The organism is Nocardia salmonicida, from assembly GCF_036142455.1.
Classification (GTDB): domain Bacteria; phylum Actinomycetota; class Actinomycetes; order Mycobacteriales; family Mycobacteriaceae; genus Nocardia; species Nocardia salmonicida.
The window spans coordinates 1,039,913-1,056,217 of sequence record NZ_CP108014.1 but is presented as its reverse complement, the minus strand read 5'-3'; the positions used below and the strand labels follow the sequence as shown (position 1 = coordinate 1,056,217).

The 16,305-nt window shown below is 68.1% G+C and carries 14 protein-coding genes; 2 read left to right on the top strand and 12 right to left on the bottom strand.

The window, feature by feature from the left end; all coding sequences use genetic code 11:
- Positions 1-11 precede the first annotated feature (11 nt).
- The 10 genes from OHS03_RS05190 to pheS form a co-directional block, all read right to left on the bottom strand.
- Positions 12-578: a GTP-binding protein gene (locus OHS03_RS05190; protein ID WP_056824418.1), complete on the bottom strand. Its 567-nt coding sequence runs from the start codon at positions 576-578 to the stop codon at positions 12-14.
- A 10-nt stretch (positions 579-588) separates the two neighbouring features.
- Positions 589-1,029: a DUF742 domain-containing protein gene (locus OHS03_RS05185; protein WP_056824421.1), complete on the bottom strand. Its 441-nt coding sequence runs from the start codon at positions 1,027-1,029 to the stop codon at positions 589-591.
- On the bottom strand, positions 1,026-1,454 hold the full coding sequence (locus tag OHS03_RS05180; RefSeq protein WP_056824424.1) for a roadblock/LC7 domain-containing protein: 429 nt from the start codon (positions 1,452-1,454) through the stop codon (positions 1,026-1,028). The genes OHS03_RS05185 and OHS03_RS05180 overlap by 4 nt, the downstream gene beginning before the upstream one ends.
- 27 nt (positions 1,455-1,481) lie before the next feature.
- Entirely contained in the window at positions 1,482-4,280 is a 2,799-nt protein-coding gene (locus OHS03_RS05175) for a sensor histidine kinase (protein ID WP_328661176.1), read from the bottom strand.
- Positions 4,281-4,656: 376 nt separating this feature from the next.
- The gene (locus tag OHS03_RS05170) at positions 4,657-5,682 is read right to left on the bottom strand and encodes a hypothetical protein (RefSeq protein WP_056824431.1); all 1,026 of its coding nucleotides are present in this window, start codon (positions 5,680-5,682) and stop codon (positions 4,657-4,659) included.
- A 45-nt stretch (positions 5,683-5,727) separates the two neighbouring features.
- Positions 5,728-6,228, bottom strand: coding sequence for a PspA/IM30 family protein (locus OHS03_RS05165; protein ID WP_062985559.1), 501 nt, complete (start codon positions 6,226-6,228; stop codon positions 5,728-5,730).
- Between the two features lie 39 nt (positions 6,229-6,267).
- Entirely contained in the window at positions 6,268-7,026 is a 759-nt protein-coding gene (locus tag OHS03_RS05160) for an alpha/beta hydrolase (protein ID WP_328661174.1), read from the bottom strand.
- Positions 7,023-8,405 carry a TerD family protein gene (locus OHS03_RS05155; protein WP_328664094.1) on the bottom strand — a complete coding sequence of 461 codons (1,383 nt, stop codon included), beginning with the start codon at positions 8,403-8,405 and terminating at the stop codon, positions 7,023-7,025. The genes OHS03_RS05160 and OHS03_RS05155 overlap by 4 nt, the downstream gene beginning before the upstream one ends.
- Positions 8,406-8,535: 130 nt before the next feature.
- Positions 8,536-11,037: a phenylalanine--tRNA ligase subunit beta gene (pheT, locus tag OHS03_RS05150; protein WP_328661172.1), complete on the bottom strand. Its 2,502-nt coding sequence runs from the start codon at positions 11,035-11,037 to the stop codon at positions 8,536-8,538.
- 19 nt (positions 11,038-11,056) lie between these two features.
- A complete protein-coding gene (gene pheS, locus OHS03_RS05145) occupies positions 11,057-12,118 on the bottom strand; it encodes a phenylalanine--tRNA ligase subunit alpha (RefSeq protein WP_405151571.1) in 1,062 nt (353 codons plus the stop codon).
- A gap of 728 nt (positions 12,119-12,846) precedes the next feature.
- On the opposite strand from pheS, the gene OHS03_RS05140 reads away from it, so the two are divergent.
- Entirely contained in the window at positions 12,847-13,317 is a 471-nt protein-coding gene (locus OHS03_RS05140) for a hypothetical protein (RefSeq protein ID WP_328661169.1), read from the top strand.
- Here the strand turns inward: OHS03_RS05140 and OHS03_RS05135 are convergent.
- The gene (locus OHS03_RS05135; RefSeq protein ID WP_328661167.1) at positions 13,296-14,729 is read right to left on the bottom strand and encodes a DHA2 family efflux MFS transporter permease subunit; all 1,434 of its coding nucleotides are present in this window, start codon (positions 14,727-14,729) and stop codon (positions 13,296-13,298) included. The two genes, OHS03_RS05140 and OHS03_RS05135, sit on opposite strands and share 22 nt — an antisense overlap.
- Before the next feature lie 101 nt (positions 14,730-14,830).
- Here OHS03_RS05135 and OHS03_RS05130 point away from each other — a divergent pair, with 101 nt between their 5' ends.
- Positions 14,831-15,403 (top strand): TetR/AcrR family transcriptional regulator, encoded by a 573-nt coding sequence (locus tag OHS03_RS05130; protein WP_328661166.1) that lies wholly within the window; start codon positions 14,831-14,833, stop codon positions 15,401-15,403.
- Positions 15,404-15,416: 13 nt separating this feature from the next.
- Here the strand turns inward: OHS03_RS05130 and OHS03_RS05125 are convergent, their stop codons facing one another.
- On the bottom strand, positions 15,417-16,283 hold the full coding sequence (locus OHS03_RS05125; RefSeq protein WP_328661164.1) for an NmrA/HSCARG family protein: 867 nt from the start codon (positions 16,281-16,283) through the stop codon (positions 15,417-15,419).
- Positions 16,284-16,305 lie beyond the last annotated feature (22 nt).

Here is a 16,305-nt window from a genome sequence, read left to right as displayed (position 1 = left end):
CCGGGGTGTGCTCAGCTCACCTCCCGGTGGCGAGGTTGGACGCGGTGCAGCAGGACCTGCTCGAGGAGCGCGACGAGGACATCACGGACGGAGTCGCGGTCACGGGCATCACAGTCCAGCACCGGGATCCAGTCGTCGAGGCCGAGGGCTTCGCGGACCTCGTCGAGGTCGAAGCGGGTGGCGTCGGCGAAGCGGTTGACCACCACGACGAAGGGCGTGTGGTGTTCTTCGAAGTAGTCCAGGACCGGATAGCAGTCCTCTACCCGCCCGGTGTCGACGACGATGACCGCGCCGAGGGCGCCGTCGACCAGGTCGTCCCACAGGAACACGAACCGGTCCTGGCCGGGCGTCCCGAACAGGTAGAGGATCAGGGATTGCTCGAGGGTGATGCGGCCGAAGTCCAAAGCCACTGTGGTCGCGGTCTTTTCGGCGCGATGACCGGGATCGTCGATGCCGAGCGAGACCTCGGTCATCGAGGCCTCGGTGACCAGCGGCTCGATCTCGGAGATGGCGCCGATGAAGGTGGTCTTCCCGACGCCGAAGCCGCCGCTGACCACGATCTTCACCGAGGACGGCATTGTTGGTGCCTTAAAGTGCGCGGACAAGGTCGCGGATCCTCTCGATGGCGGCGGTCGACAGTTCGGGCGCGTCACGGACGGTGACATGCCCCGCCGCTGCCAGATCGCTGACGATCACCTTGGCGATGCCGATCGGAACCCGCAGGGCGGCCCCGATTTCGGCGATGGAATGCGGTGTCAGGCACAGCTGCACAACGGTGCGCTCCTCGAACCGCAGCGGCGCCGACAGCGCGGACGGCGGCGCCTGGACAAGGGTCTCGATGCGCAGGCCGTCCAGCACCGGAACGGTGCGGCCCGCGGTGAGCACGAACGGGCGAACGAAGCGGTCGTCGACATCGTCGTGCGCGGTGGGGGTCACCGGCACCGACGGCAGGGGGCCACGCCAGCCCGTGGGCCGGCTCATCGGGATCATGCGCGGGTCGGGCAACCGCGGGAGATCGGGATCTCTCATCTGCGCAACGACTCTCGCAATTCGCTGATCAGCAGCGGGTCGAGCAGTGATCCGGCGCGTTCGGCGAGGACGGCCATCTCGTAGCCGACCAGGCCGACATCGCAGCCGCCGTCGGCGATCACGCCGAGGCAGCTGCCGTCGCCCAGTGCCGACACCAGCAGGAAGCCGCGCTTCATCTCGATCATGATCAGCTTCAGACCGTCGAAATCGTAACTGCGCGAGGCACTGCGGGCGAGGCTGGACAGACCGGACACCATCGCGGCGAGCCGGTCGGCGCCGGTGCGGTCGAGGCCGTCCGACATCGCGATCAGCAATCCGTCGGAGGAGACGGCGACGGTGTCGCGCACGCCGTCGGTATTGCGGACGAAATTGCCGAGCAGCCAGTTGAAGGTGTGCGGATCAGTGGTCGGTAGGTGGGTGGTCACCGGGTCTCCTTGGGTCTGGTCCGATCGTCAGCGGGTGGGATCGAGTGGGGTGGCGGCAGAGTCGGTCTCGCCGCCGCGTTCGTGGCCGGTGCGGAACGAGGAGAGCATGCTGCGGGTCTGGTCGGGGGTCCGTTCGACAACCGGGGGACGGGCCTGCTCGACGGCCGGATCGCGGCGGGGTCGCTCCGGTGCGCCGGTGACCTTGGTGCGTTTGCTGCGTTTGACCAGGCCGTTGCGTGTGCGTTCCACGGCGGGGGCACCGGCGGGTAGCTCACGCGGCGGCTCTACCGTCGAGCCGTTGTGGCCTCGGGCTGCTCCCTCGGAACGCTCCGGAATCACCGCACTGTAGTGATCGTCGGCCGATGAGCCGTTACGGACCGCACCGTCGCGCGGTGAGTGCGTGGATTCTGGTGTGCTGCTGAGGAATTGCGCGTAGGCAGAGCCGTTGGACGAATGGTTCGCCGAGGTCTGACCGTTGCCACTGCTCGGTCCGGATTCCACGGTGCGGCTGTGCCGAGATCGGCCGTTGGTGCCGGACCACGTGGTGCCGTCGCCGGGGAGGGCGTGGGAGGAGCCCGAACCTGCCACACCGGCGGGGATCTCGTGGTGTCGTGGCGTCGTCGAGCCGACCGTGACGCCATTGCGGGCCTGCCCTACCGAGTGGCCTGCGGCATCGCCACGCCCGGCGATCGCCACCGTGCTCTTGCCGGTGGCGACCGCACCGTTGCGCGTCGGCATTGCCTCGTACACCCCGGATCCGGACGACTGCGCGTCCACCACGACGGTGGCATCGCGCTCCAGCGCCACGAGGTCCGCCGAGCCGGTACCCACTCCGGAGCCTCGGTTGGCGCCGTTTCTGGAGTCGGCTGTCTGCCCGGCCTTTTCGTCGGCGAGCAGCGACGGCGGGAGGAGCAAGCGGGCGACGATGCCGCTGACCGGTGACGTGTTCAGTTCCACGTCGATGCCGAGGCGACCCGCCAGCCGACCGACCACGTAATGGCCGAGGTAGCGGGTGGAGGCGACGATGAAGTCCTGCTCCCCGCGCAGCCGGGCGTTGGCTTCGGCGAGTTGTTCGGTGGGCATGCCGACGCCGTGGTCGACAACGGCGAGCAGGTAGCCGCCCGCGACCTTGCGGCCGTACACCTCGACCTCGAGATCGGGCGGGGAGAAGGCCAGCCCGTTCTCGATGAGTTCGGCCAGAATGTGGGCCAGTTCGCTGACAACGGCGCCGGTCACCGCGATGTCGTCGATCCGGCGCAGCACCACTCGCCGGTAGTCGTCGACCTCGGACAGTCCGGCCCGGATCACGTCGGTGAGCGCGATCGGTTCGGCCCACCGGCGCGGGCTGGCCTCGCCGACCAACACCAGCAGGCTTTCGGCGTTGCGCCGCATACGGGTGGCCAGGTGGTCGAGTTCGAACAGGTTCGACAGAGCTTTCGGGTCGAGTTCCTCGCGCTCGAACTCGCTGATCAATCCCAGCTGACGCCGCACCAGGTTCTGATTGCGGCGGGCCAGGTTCGCCATCGATTCGGTGGTGTTGCGCCGCACCAGCGCCTGCTCGGAGGCGAGGTCGAACGCGGTGGTCTGCACCCGATCCAAAGCGCTCGCGACAGCGGCGATCTCGACGCTCGCACCGCGCGGCGTGCGCACCGGCGCGGGCGGATCGGGATGGGCGTCGGCGGCGCTGTGCCAGGCCTCGATCACCTCGGGCAGTCGCGTGGAGGCGACATCATCGGCCTCGGTGGCCAACCGGGCCAAGGGGCGGACGATAGCCCTGATGCTGGCGAGGACGAGCGCGAACTCGGCCGCGATCGCCAACAGCGCGGCCGCGGCGAAAGCGGCGAGCATCAGCGCGGCGTCCAGACGGAGTTTCTCCGCCCGCGCGCCGACGTCGTCGCCGATGACCTGCTGCACGGTTCGCTGTTCGTCGATGACCGCCGTCATCTGTGCCCACCACACGGCCGGGTCGACCGGTTGGATCAGCGGACCCAGCGTCGAGGCGATCGCGATGTTCTCCGATTCGGTTGCCCGCGTGGCGTTCTCACTCGCGAGAACCGCGTCGAGACGAGCCTGCTGGGCGGGCGTCGCGTCGTGGCCGAAGGCGGTGAGCGCGGCATTGCGGGCCGCCCGGATGTCGAGGAACTGCACGTACTCCCCCGACGCGAATTCCCCGGCGGCGAAGACGCCGTTGAGGAACCCGCGCTCACGGGCCGTGAATTCCTTCGCGTCGCCGAGGGCGTAGAGCGCTTGCAGGCCGTGCCGGACGGCCGGGTCACGCGCCTGGTCCAGACCGAGCGAGAGACGGTTCAGCGCGTCGATGCCGTCGGTGTAGAACTGGAACGCCGCCTGCCGGGTGACATTACGATTGTCGACCTGGGAGCGGATCGCGGGCAGCCCCGCCAGATGGCCCAGCGCCGAGCGCACCTCCCCCGCACCGGGCGGGTCGCCCACGACGGCGTTCACCAGGGCGCGCAGGGCGGCGTCGGTGCCCGCGCGCTGGTCGGTGACGGGTTGACGCAGGCGTTGATCACCACCGAGCAAACCGTTGCTCAGACCTCGCTCGCGCTGCACCTGCTGCACGAGGTCCTGCGCGGCCAGCGCGACCGCCACGGCGTCCACGGTTTCCCCGCTGCGACGGTAGGCGCTGACCTGGGTCGACATGGTCAGCCCGAGCAGCGCTAGCACCAACACCAGCGACACCACCAGGATCCGGGCGAGCTGACCGGAGATGGTGCGCGGCCGGATCAGCGCGACGCCGGGCCGCTGCCCTCCAGCGCCGCCGTCCGATCGGGTTCCGGTCGGGTTCGGCCGGGAACGTGCACGCACACCTACTCCTTTGCAATGCCACCGCAACGTCGGTCACGGTGGCCTACGGAAAGACAGGTGCAAACTTGCACTCCGCGCGGTGCGCGGTCAATGCGGAACGGTGTAAAGCAGCAATTCGTGCGCTGATCTAAACATGCCGGAAATTCAGCGGGCTTTGTGTAGCCGAATGCTCACAGTCGTATCGGCAGCGAGTTGGCCGACCGGTTCACTGCCGGATACATACGGGTCACCAGAGATCGTGACGCGCAACACATTTGGCGCGGCCGATCAGAAGGCGCAATTCAGTGCCGACTCTATACCGGTTGCGACGATGCCATGCAAATCGAGAAGTGAAGTCGTGTCGATCAATGCGCATTGCCGAACGGTATTCGTGGAATTACTCGCCGCCGAGAATTCCCAGCACCTGATCCGAGTAGAAGAACGGCTCCAGGCGTTCCCTGATCAGCCCGGCCAGCACCCCGTTGCGCTTGGCGGACTCGATGACGGCCGGACCGTAGCGCAGGATCTCGGCACTGATGTCGTCGGCGTCGAGGCCGAGTTCGGGCAGCATCGCCGAGAGGGTGTGGTTGCCGTACCTGGTGTAGAACACCTCGACGCACTCGCGCACGAGCAGGCCGAAGTACTCCTTCTCCCTGGTCGTCACCGCGATCTCGTAGCAGATCTGGACCAGCTCGTTGAGGTCCTTCTGGGTGAGGTATTCACGCAGGCCCGCGACGGGCTCGTCGGCGTGCAGGTCCCAGAATTCCATCGCGGCCGAGTGCACCGGGGCGTCACGCAGCATGTCGCGGATCGCGTTGTTGGTGCGCTTGAGCGCGAACAGCGCGCCCTTGCCCGCGAGGTCACCGACGAAGGTGCTGTCGGCCGCGACCTTCTTGGCCCGATTGGCCGCGGTCTGACCCAGCGACATCAGCGAGGAGACGCCCGGAATCTTCTCGGCGCGTTCACGATTGGCCTGCATGAAGTCGCCGATCAGCTTGTCGACGAAACGCGAGGCCACGGTGGCGACGAGCGGGCTCTCGGTGAGCCGGTCCAGGATCCGCTCCTGGGCCTGGTGCATGCCGAAGATCTTCTCCAGCAGCGCTTCCACCGGTTCGCGGTCGACGACGTCGCCGAGGGTGTATTCGGTGTTCGACGCGATGTGGTCGTAGATGGCATCGGAGAAGATGCCGACGGTATCGGCGATCACGGGGCTGCCGCCGATGCGGTCGAACACCGTGGCCACCGTCTGTTCGCCCTGCTCGAGGGAGACCACGTCGCCGAACCGAATCGTCTCACCGACGGCCAGCACGGCGGCCACGTCCCGGGCGATCACCTCGGCAAACCGGTCACCGGTCACCTCGGCGAGCAGGAATTCCACCTGCGCGTCGAGCAGTCGGTCGGCAATCTGGCGCGCCTGCGTCATTTGTGTCCACCCATCACGGTCGTTGCTCGAGGGGAGGACGCGTGGCTACTTGTCGCCGGAATCGTTGCCCTGCACCGATTTCCGGATCTGATCCAGCCGCTCACGCGCGGCTTTTTCCCGCGCCTCCCACTGTTCGTCGACGCTGCGACCCGCGGGAGTCTGCCGGTCGAGCTCGTCCATTCCCTGCGCGGTGCCGAAACGCTGCTCGACCTTATCCCGAACCGAGTCGAATGTCGGCACTCCGGAAGTGGAATATCCGCCGGTGGCGGCAGGTGCGCCGGTCACCGGCAGTCCGGACGGTACCGGCGGTACCGGGATCGCGCCTCCTACCTGCCCGGATGCGACGGGCACCACATCCGCGTCGACGACGTCGGTGTCCAGAGTCACAGGTGATCCGGTATCGGCATGACCGATGTCGGCCTGGGCCAGTGCGGCGGCGACCGCGACGAGCCCGGGACGTCCGGCGACCGCGGCGCGCAGCACCGAAACCAGCTCGTGGTCGGGTAGCGCGGCCATCCGGCCGAGGAGTTCGCTCGTTTCGCTCATACCGCCAGGCTACGCAGCATCAGCGACCGCCGACCAGCGTTATCGCGCCGCCCAGTCGGCGATGATCTCGGCCCACTCGGCGCCGAGCGTGTCGATCACATCGTTGTGGCCCGCGCCAGGGACCACGATCAGCTGTTTCGGGTCCTGTGCCGCCGCGTACAGGCGTTCGGCGTGGCGCAGTGGCAGGAGTTCGTCGCGGTCGCCGTGCATCATCAGCACCGGGACGCGCAGGTTCGCGATGCGCCGCAGGCTCGGATACGCGTTCGGGATCAGCGGTGCGGGCAGGAACGGGTAGACCGAGCGCGCGGCGGCGCGCATGCCGCTGAACGTCGACATGAGGATCATGCCCGCGGGCGGATATTCGCCCGCCAGTTCGAGCAGTACCCCGCCACCGAGGGATTTGCCCAGGTAGTAGACCCGATCGGGATCGACTTCCGGTTGGTCGAGCAAGGCTTGGCGGGCGGCTCTGGCGTCGAGGTAGGTGCCCTGTTCGCTCGGAGTGCCCGTGCTGCGACCGAAGCCGCGGTAGTCGAACGCCAGGACGTCGAAACCGGCTCCGACCAGCAGGGCGATAATCGAGACGCGGTCGCCGATGGTGCCCGCGTTGCCGTGCGCGTAGAGGATGTGGCCGCGCGGGCGCTCGGCGCGCACGAACCAGCCGTGCACCTCGATGCCATCGGCGGTGCGCATGGTCAGATCGCGATAGTCCAGCCCCAGTGCCGCCGGGGTCTGGGCGAGGTGTTTCTCGGGGTGGTAGACCAGCGCGTTGAGGACGCGTGTCGCGGGGTGGCGGATCACTTGCCGCGACCCGCCTGGAAACCGAAGTCCCAGTGGTAGAGGCGGGCGATCTCCACGACGCCACCACCCGGTTGACCGGCGGGCGGTCGGACGAAGGCGCCTTCGCGACGTACCACGAACTCGCCGTTGACGTTCTCCAGTGCGAACAGCACCGCATCGCGGGAGTTGTCGGTGCAGCCGTCGAGCGTCATCTCGATGGGCGCGGAATTCACCGTGTTCAAAGTGACGGTGGCGTGCACATTGCGGAAATCGCTGGCACCGTCGTAGATCGAGGCGAACACGAGGATGCGCCGGATGAACTGGGTGTAGTCGAGGTTCACCGACAGGTTCTCGCCGGTGATGCTGGCGCCGGTGCGGTCGTCCTGGTCGAGGTGGATGAACGGCGGTTCGTACAGGGCGCCGAAGCGGCGGTCGAGGGCTCGCACGGAACCGATGGCGCCGTTGACCAGTTCGAAGAAGCAGCACAGGTCCAGGTCGATGTTCTTGCCGCGGAGTTTGCCGAAGAGACGGCCGGTGGCGGCCATCGAGGTCCAGTTGAGGTTCACGCGCAGGACGCCGCCGGTGGCGCCGTGTTTGGTCAGGGAGACAGACGGGGCTTCTTTGGTGAGCGAGACCTTGGCCAGATTGACCGGAGGTGGTGGGGGCGGGGCGAATTGGGGGTGCTGCTGCGGCGGCGGGTACGGCTGGGACTGATTCGGCGGGAACGTGGGAGTCGGCGGCGTCGGAGGTGGGGTGCTCGGCCGGTTCGGCTGGGGCGCTGGGATGAACGGCTGCGTCGGCGGTGCGTAGGACTGTTGCTGGTTCGGCTGGCCCGAGGCGTATGGCTGTCCCTGCGGCTGCGGGGGTGCGGGCGGCGCGGCGGGGGCATCGTCGACGGAGATGCCGAAATCGGTAGCGAGCCCGGCCAAGCCGCTGTCATACCCCTGACCGACGGCGCGGAATTTCCACGCACCCTGGCGTCGGTACAGCTCACCGAGCACGAAGGCGGTTTCGGTGGTCGCCCCGCTGCTGTCGAAGCGCGCGACCTCCGCACCGTTCGCGGCATCGATCACCCGGATGTAGAGCCCACGGAACTGCCCGAACGTTCCCCCGTCGGCGGAGGCGGCGAGCACGATCGTCTCGATCTGCGGCTCGACCTGCGCGAGGTTCACCGACAGGGCGTCGACAACGGTCTGCCCCTGCTGTTTTCCTTCGTACCGAACGGCCCCCGAAGGATGCACGGCCTGGTTGTAGAACACGAAGTCGTCATCGGAGCGCACCTTCGCCCCGGCGAGCAACAGCGCGGAGGCATCGGCATCGGGCACGCCCTGCCCCGACTGCCAACCCAATTCGACGCGGACCGCGGAGGCAGGCACCGCAACATTGGCGCCTTTCATCATCGACACACCGCCCAACCTATCCCGCGCCCGACCCGTCGCCCCTGCTCCCCCGCATTCCGGCGCGAGGGACAATCACACACGACGAAGGCCGCCCGGTGGAACCGGACGGCCTTCGGGTGTCGAGTGCGGATCAGCCGCGCAGTTCGGCGCCGACCGCGGTGGTGGCCGAGGCGACGGCGGCATCGCGAGCGGCGCTCGCCTCGTCTTCGGTGAGGGTGCGGTCGGGGGCACGGAAGCGCAGGGCGTAGGTGAGGGATTTGCGGCCCTCGCCTGCCTGGGCGCCTTCGTAGACGTCGAACAGGGCGATGCTTTCGAGCAGGTCGCCACCGCCGGTGCGGAGCGCGGTTTCCACCTGCGCGGCGGGGACGGTCTTCTCGACGCTGATCGACACGTCCTGCAGGACGGCGGGGAAGGCCGAGATCGTCGGGGCGGGCAGGGACTCGTTCAGCGGCAGGGCGTCGAGATCGACTTCCAGCGCGCAGGTGCGCGGCGGCAGACCGGCACGCTCCAGGACGGCCGGATGCAGTTCGCCCGCGTGACCGACGACGACACCGTCGACGAGCAGTTCGGCGCAGCGGCCGGGATGCCATGGCAGGTAGTTGGCGGATCGGCGTTCGATGACGATTCCGGCCGCGTCGGCGATGTCGTCGACCAGCGCGAAGGCGTCGGCGGCCTCGGCCGCACGGCCCGGCCCCCACGGCCCACGCGGGTCGTGCTTGCCGCTGAGCACCGCGGCCACGTGCACCGGCTGGGCCGGCAGCGAGGCTTTGAGCTCGGCGATCTGCTCGTCGGTGGGACGACGATCCACCGGCAGCGCCTCGACCGAGTGGGTCTGCGCGCCAGGCAGCACCACCTGGGCGATGCCGTAGATGGTCAGGTCGCGCGCACCGCGGGAGATATTGCGGATGGCCACTTCCAGCAGTCCCGGCAGCAACGTGGTCGCCAGTTCGGGGCGGTCGCTGTCGAGGGGGTTCAGCACGCGGGTGGTGTTGCGGCGCGGGTCGTCGGCGTCCAGACCCCACACCTCGAACACCCCACCGGGCAGGAAGGCGGGCGGCGGCACCTCGACAGCGCCGGCGAACGCCAGCGCCCGGCTCACCGCGCGACGACGCTGCTGCTGCGCGGTCAGACCGCGGCCACCGGGTGCGGTGGGCAGGATGGACGGGATCTGCTCGAGCCCTTCCAGCCGCAGGACCTCTTCGACCAGGTCGGCGGGCTGGGCGAGGTCGGGGCGCCAGCTCGGCGGGGTCACCAGCAGCTGGGTCTTGCCCGCGTCGTTGACCTCGATCTCGACGCCCGCGCCGATCTGGGCCAGCCTGCGCACGGAGGTGCCCGCCGGGTAGGTGACGCCGGCGACGCGGTCGGGCAGGTCGATGTCCATCGCGATCGGCGCGACCGGCTCCAGGGGCACCCGGATGTCGGTGAGCGCGGATTCGATGGTGCCGCCGGTGATGTCGGCGAGCAGGGTCGCGGCGCGGTCGAGCGCGGCGATATTGATCTCGGGATCGACGACCCGTTCGTACCGCTTGCCCGCCTCCGAGGAGAGCTTGTGGCGGCGCGAGGTCCGGTACACCCGCAGCGGGTTCCAGACGGCGGCTTCCAGGACCACATCGGTGGTCTCCGGCCCGACCTCGGTGCTCGCACCGCCCATGACACCGGCGAGGGAGATGACGCCGGAATCATCGGCGATCACCACGTCCTCGGCGTCGAGGGTGCGCTCGGTGTCGTCGAGAGTGCGCAGGGTCTCGCCCTTGTGCGCCGAGCGAACGACCAAGCCGCCGTGCAGCTTCGCCGCATCGAAGGCGTGCAGCGGCTGACCGAGCTCGAGCATCACATAGTTGGTGACGTCGACAGCCGGGGAGATCGGGCGCATGCCCGACAGCATCAGCCTGCGCTGCAACCACAGCGGGCTCACCGCGTTCGGGTCGATCCCGGTGACGCGGCGCGCGCCGAAGCGGGTGCAGTCCGAATCGTCGTCCAGGCGCACCGCCCAGGCGAGCGCTTCGGCCTGGGGCAGCGTGCGCACGGCCGGGTCGGCGTATTCGAGGTCGAAGCCGCAGGCCAGTTCGCGGGCCAGCCCGCGCACCGAGAAGCAGTAGCCACGATCGGGAGTGATGTTGAGTTCGATGATGGTGTCATCGGTGCCGAGCAGCACGTTCGCGTCGTCACCCGGCTGCGCGGAACCCGGCTCGAGCACCAGGATGCCGTCGTGATCCTTGCCGATGCCGAGTTCGGCGACCGAGCAGATCATGCCGTTGGAGGTGTGCCCGTAGGTCTTGCGCGAGGAGATCTTGAACCCGCCGGGCAGCTCACCGCCGGGCAGCACGACCACGACGAGGTCGCCGACCGCGAAATTGCGTGCGCCACAGACGATTTCCTGCAACTCGGGGTTGCCGACATCGACCTTGCAGAAGCGGATCGGCTTCTTGAACTCGGTGAGCTCGGTGATCTCGGCGACGCGACCGACGACCAGCGGCTTGTCGATGTCACCGCCGATCGGCTCGAGCTTGTCGACCTCTTCGACTTCCAAACCCACCCGGACGAAGCCCGCGTCGAGCTCTTCCGCCGTCACCGACCACTCGGGGGTGGTGCGCTGCAGGATCTCGGTCAGCCAGGACTGTGCTACTCGCACTTGACGTTTCGCTCTCTCTCTAAGACCGGATACCGAAGGGCAGGGTGAACCGCACGTCACCCTCGACGATGTCGCGCATGTCGGCGATCGTGGTCTGGAACTGCAGGGTGCGTTCCATGCCCATGCCGAACGCGAACCCGGAATACACCTCGGGGTCGATGCCGCTGGCGATCAGGACCTTCGGGTTGACCATGCCGCAGCCGCCCCACTCGATCCAGCCCGCGCCGCCCTTCTTGTTCGGGAACCACACGTCGACCTCGGCCGACGGCTCGGTGAAGGGGAAGTAGTTCGGGCGCATGCGCGTACGGGTCTCGGGCCCGAACATGGCCTGCGCGAACGCGTCGAGGACACCGCGCAGGTGCGCCATGGTCAGGCCCTTGTCGATTGCCAGACCCTCCACCTGGGAGAACACCGGGGTGTGGGTGGCGTCGAGCTCGTCGGTGCGGAAGGTGCGACCGGGGCACGCGACATAGATCGGCACCTCGCGCTCGAGCATGGACCGCACCTGCACCGGGGAGGTGTGCGTGCGCAGCACCTGGCGCGAACCCTCCGGGGCGATGTGGAAGGTGTCCTGCATGGTGCGCGCCGGGTGATCGGGCAAGAAGTTCAGCGCGTCGAAGTTGAAGTGCTCGGTCTCCACCTCGGGACCCTCGGCGACCTCCCAGCCCATCCCGACGAAGAAGTCGGCGATCTGCTCGGAGATGACGGTGATCGGGTGCCGGGCGCCGACGGGCTGACGGCGGGCGGGCAGCGTGACGTCGATCTTCTCGGAAATGAGCACCGCCTGATCGCGCTCTGCCAAGAGCGCGGCACGGCGCGCCTCGAACGCCTCCGACACCCGCTTACGCGCGACGTTGACCCGCTTACCGGCCTCGGCCTTCTCCTCCTTGGACACACTGCCCAGCCCACGCTGCGCGAGCGCGATCGGCGACTTGCCGCCGATGAAGTCGGTCTTGGCGACCGCCAGCGCGTCCAGATCAGCCGCCGCGGCAAACGCCTTCTCGGCCTCCGCCGCCGCTGCCGCGAGTGCCTCCTCGGTCAAAGAGGCGTTTTGCTCGACTCCACTGTTGTCGTCGGCCACGATCTTCTCGACTCTCCCCTGGGGATCGGTTCGCGGGCGCGTCATTGCCATCCCGCATCGGTGCTGCGTAAATCCTATGGGATGGGGTTCCCGCGATTCATCCGGATTACTCGCGAGCCGATCGTCGCTGGTCCACGGGTCCGAGTGCGGACCGACCAGTCCAGGTCAGGACGATGATCGTCTGACTCGCGCTCGGGGGTCCTGACCGCCACGCCGGCGAATGGGCGACTCGGTCGATAGCCGTCGAGCCCACCGACCTCGATGGTTTCCGCACCGGCTCCCAGCAGGTCGACGACGAGCAGTTCTCGGCCGAGTCGGCGGAGTAGCCGAAACCCCGCGACCACATCATGTTGCTCACCCTCCCTATGGGCGGGAGTTCCGTGCGGCCTGTGGCAACCGGCGCGAAATCGACTGTTTCTCAGAGCAATCGGAAAGCGATCGGAATCGGAGGGAACCGAATGGGTTCGGGGCGCGTCCAAATGATCAAACACACCAGCGTGTTCGACTCGAGAACAGGACGACTCGATGGCTGAACAGACCTGCGATCCAACGCCGCCGCAGGGGCGGCGTACCCGGCGTACCGCTCCCGGGAGCGGTCTTGCGTTGTGTGGCTTCGGGATACGGCCCGCGGGGCGACATTCGTCTCCGCGCGTGGAGAGTTTGTGTGCGCGGCGTCCCGAGCGACGCGAGGCCGCCCCGGAGCAGGGGCAGCACCCGGATGGTGTCGGGTGACGGGGATCGGCGACCGTCGGGGCGGATCGCCTGCCGGTTCGGCCTATGTTCGGTTCCAAGGTGCCCAGCCCAATCGGCACGGTCGCTATCCAGGCGTGTTCGGGCTGGTCAACGGGTTGTGGATGGAGGGGCAGTTGAGCGCCGAGGAGGTCCGGTTCCGGCGCTCGGGCAATGATTGGTTCAGTGAGAATCTGACCAACCCGAGCGATGTGGATCCGCGCGTGTACGACCGGGACCTGCATCCGGGGGCGGCCTCGTGGTTCAAGTCGAGCGCGGTGTCGATGATCGAGCGCGTCGGTGGCTATCTCGCGATTCTCGACGCCCACGGGATCGAGTGGGAGCGACAGGAGTCCGACGCGCCGGGAACCGTCATCTATGACGATCCCCAGCAGGTGGTCGTTCAGCCGAACCGCAGTCGGCCGGGGCAGCCGACTGCGGTCGGTGGCTATTCCGCGGGCTTGCTGTGACGCGGAAGGAAAACCGCTACCACCGCGGCGAAGGCGACTAGAGCGGCGCCGACCCACACCGCGGGAACCAGCCCGTCGACGTAGGACTGGGGGTCGGTATAGGAGCCGTAGGAGGCGAACACCGAGGCCAGGACGGCGATGCCCATGGCCACGCCCACTTCGCGGACGGTGCTGCTGATGCCCGATGCCATGCCCTGGTCAGCGGGGGAAGCGCTGGCCATGACGATGGTGGACGAGGGGGCGAAGGTGAGACCCATGCCGATGCCGCCGAGGACGAAGGGGGCGACGAAGGCCAGGTAGGCGACGTCGGCGGTGGTGATCATCGCCATCCAGGCGAGCGACACCGCCAAACAGAGCTGGCCGATCGCGATGAGCGTGCGAGCGCCGACACGGTCGACGATCAGGCCGGCCAGTGGCGCGACGACCATCGGAACCATCGTCCACGGCATCGTGCGGATGCCCGATTCCAGCGGCGAGTAGCCCTGCACCACCTGGAAGAACTGAGCGAGCAGGAAGATCGAGCCGAAGACGCCGGACGAGAAGCCGAAGGACACGATGAAGCTCAGGCTCAGGCCGCGGGATCTGAACATGCGCAGCGGGAGCATCGGGTCGGTGACGTAGGTTTCCCAGGCGACGAACGCCACGAGCAGCGCGACGCCGCCGATCAGGGCGGTGAGCACCTGCGGTGCGGTCCAGCCGTCGTCGGCACCGTGGATGACACCCCACACGAGCGCGAGCACACCACCGGCCGAGAGCAGCACGCCCAGGTAGTCGAGTTTGCGTGCGGCGCCTCGTGATTCCGAGAGCATTCGCGCGGCGAACGGCAGCGCCAACAGACCGATCGGGACATTGAGCCAGAAGATCCACTGCCAGTTCAGGCCGTCGACCACGGCACCACCGACGACCGGCCCGACCGCGACACCCAGACCGGCGATGCCGCCCCAGATGCCGATCGCGGCGCTGCGCATCGTCGCGGGCACCGCGGCGGCGAGCAAGGTGAGCGACAACGGCATCACGGCCGCACCACCGACGCCCTGCACCGCACGGGCCGCGATCAACATCCACGGTTCGGTGGCCAACGCACAGGCCGCCGAGGCAACGACGAAGACGCCGATGCCCGCCAGGAACACGCGGCGACGGCCGATCCGATCACCCAGCGCGGAGGCCGAGAGCAGCAGCGCCGCGAACGACAGCGTGTAGGCGTTGATGAACCACTGCAGGTCCGTCAGCGAGGCTCCGAGTTCCGTTTTGATCACCGGCAGGGCGTTCGTCACGACGAGGTTGTCCAACGTGACCATGAACATCGGGATGCCGACAGCGGCGATGACCGCACCCAGCGGTTTGGTCTTCGCCCCGGAATTCCGAGGCGCTTCGGCCGCTTCCGCGTCGCCGGATTCGAGTGTTTGCGTCATGCCAAACCCTTTGTTGTTATTGACTGATAACTTCGCCTCCTATGGTTATGCATCGGCTGATAACATGTCAAGAGGCAAACGATCGAGGAGGCAGTGACGTCATGACGCGAACCCGGATGACCGCGTCCGAACGCAGCGCGCAAGTACTCGAAGCCGCGATCCAAGCCTTTGCCGAATCCGGTTATGCCGCAACGAAGACCGACGAGATCGCCCGGCTCGCGGGGGTTTCGCAGCCCTACGTGATCCGACTGTTCGGCACCAAACAGCAACTGTTCCTCGCCTGCCTGCTCGAGGTCTGCACCCGCATCGAACAGGTCTTCCGCGACGCCGAGATCGCCCCCGGCGCCGACACCCCGGAGGCACTGCGCGCCCTCGGCCACGGCTTCGACGTGTTCCTGGCCGAACGCGAACTCCCCCTGGTCCTGCTCCACGGCGCCGCCGCCAGTGCGGACCCGGCGATCGGCGACCACATGCGCGAGCGGTTCGGGCGCATATACCGCCTGATCGGCGAACTCACCGGCGCCGACACGGCGGAATCGCGCCGCTTCGTCGCCACCGGCATGCTGCTGACCATCATGACCGCCATGCAGGTCGCGGGCAGCAATGCGATCCCACTCCCCTGGGCCACCGAAATCCTCACCGACTTGCGCAGCGTCACCGCCCCCGAGTGCTGAAGTCCGCGACCGGTCAATGCGCGAGGAGAGCAGGCCAGTTCTGCGCGCCCGCCCAGTCGGCAAACGAGTGCCAGGCGACATCGGGGTAATCCCGGCGCAGGCCGGTGACGTCGACATCGAGTCCGACGGTGGCGAAGTATTCGAACATGGCGGCCAGATCTTCGGAGTGGCGGCGAACGACGAAGAGCGGGACTTCGTGGTGCGCGATCGGGCGATCGATAGCGACGGTCAGCGCGGCAGCGAGCCGGGCCGGGGTGAGCTCGTCGGCGGCGAGGTCGATGCGGCGGTCCGCGAATTCCGCGCGACGGTCGAGAGCGAGTGCGGCGAAGGCGCCGATGTCCTCGGCGCAGATGAGGGTGAGCGGCTGGTCGGCGGGCATCGGCCAGGCGAAGGTGCCGTCACGGAGGCCGTCCAGGGTCCAGCCGGTGGCGTAGTTGTCCATGAAGGCGGCGGGCGCGATGACGGTCCACGGGACGCCGCTCGCCCGCAGGTGCTCTTCGATCGCGAATTTGCTGTCGTAGTGCGGGATTCCGGTGGCACGGTCGGCGTGCGCGGCGGAAGTGAAGACGATGTGGCCGACGCGCGCGGCGACGGCGGCGTCGACCAGGGTGATGCCGTGGCGGGTTTCGACCGTGGTGTCGGTATCGAACGGCGTGGTCACAGCGAACAGGGAATCGACTCCCGCCAGGGCGATGTCGAGAGAATCGCGGTGGTCGAAATCCGCGTAGTGGACCTCGGCGCCGAGGTCGACGAGCGCGACGGCGGCAGGGCCTTCGGGAAATCGGGTGAGCGCGCGGACGCGATGACCCAGGGCGAGCAGGGCGCGAGCGGTGGCTCCGCCTTGCGCGCCGGTGGCGCCGGTAACGGCGATGGTGAGCACGATGTTTCCTCCGGTATAATTT

Bases quoted from the DNA above. Each gene is read 5' to 3' on its own strand.
- OHS03_RS05170 (WP_056824431.1), bottom strand. From the start codon at position 5,682: ATGACGCAGGCGCGCCAGATTGCCGACCGACTGCTCGACGCGCAGGTG.
- OHS03_RS05185 (WP_056824421.1), bottom strand. From the start codon at position 1,029: ATGAGAGATCCCGATCTCCCGCGGTTGCCCGACCCGCGCATGATCCCG.
- OHS03_RS05165 (WP_062985559.1), bottom strand. From the start codon at position 6,228: ATGAGCGAAACGAGCGAACTCCTCGGCCGGATGGCCGCGCTACCCGAC.
- OHS03_RS05155 (WP_328664094.1), bottom strand. From the start codon at position 8,405: ATGATGAAAGGCGCCAATGTTGCGGTGCCTGCCTCCGCGGTCCGCGTC.
- OHS03_RS05130 (WP_328661166.1), top strand. From the start codon at position 14,831: ATGACGCGAACCCGGATGACCGCGTCCGAACGCAGCGCGCAAGTACTC.
- OHS03_RS05190 (WP_056824418.1), bottom strand. From the start codon at position 578: ATGCCGTCCTCGGTGAAGATCGTGGTCAGCGGCGGCTTCGGCGTCGGG.
- OHS03_RS05135 (WP_328661167.1), bottom strand. From the start codon at position 14,729: ATGACGCAAACACTCGAATCCGGCGACGCGGAAGCGGCCGAAGCGCCT.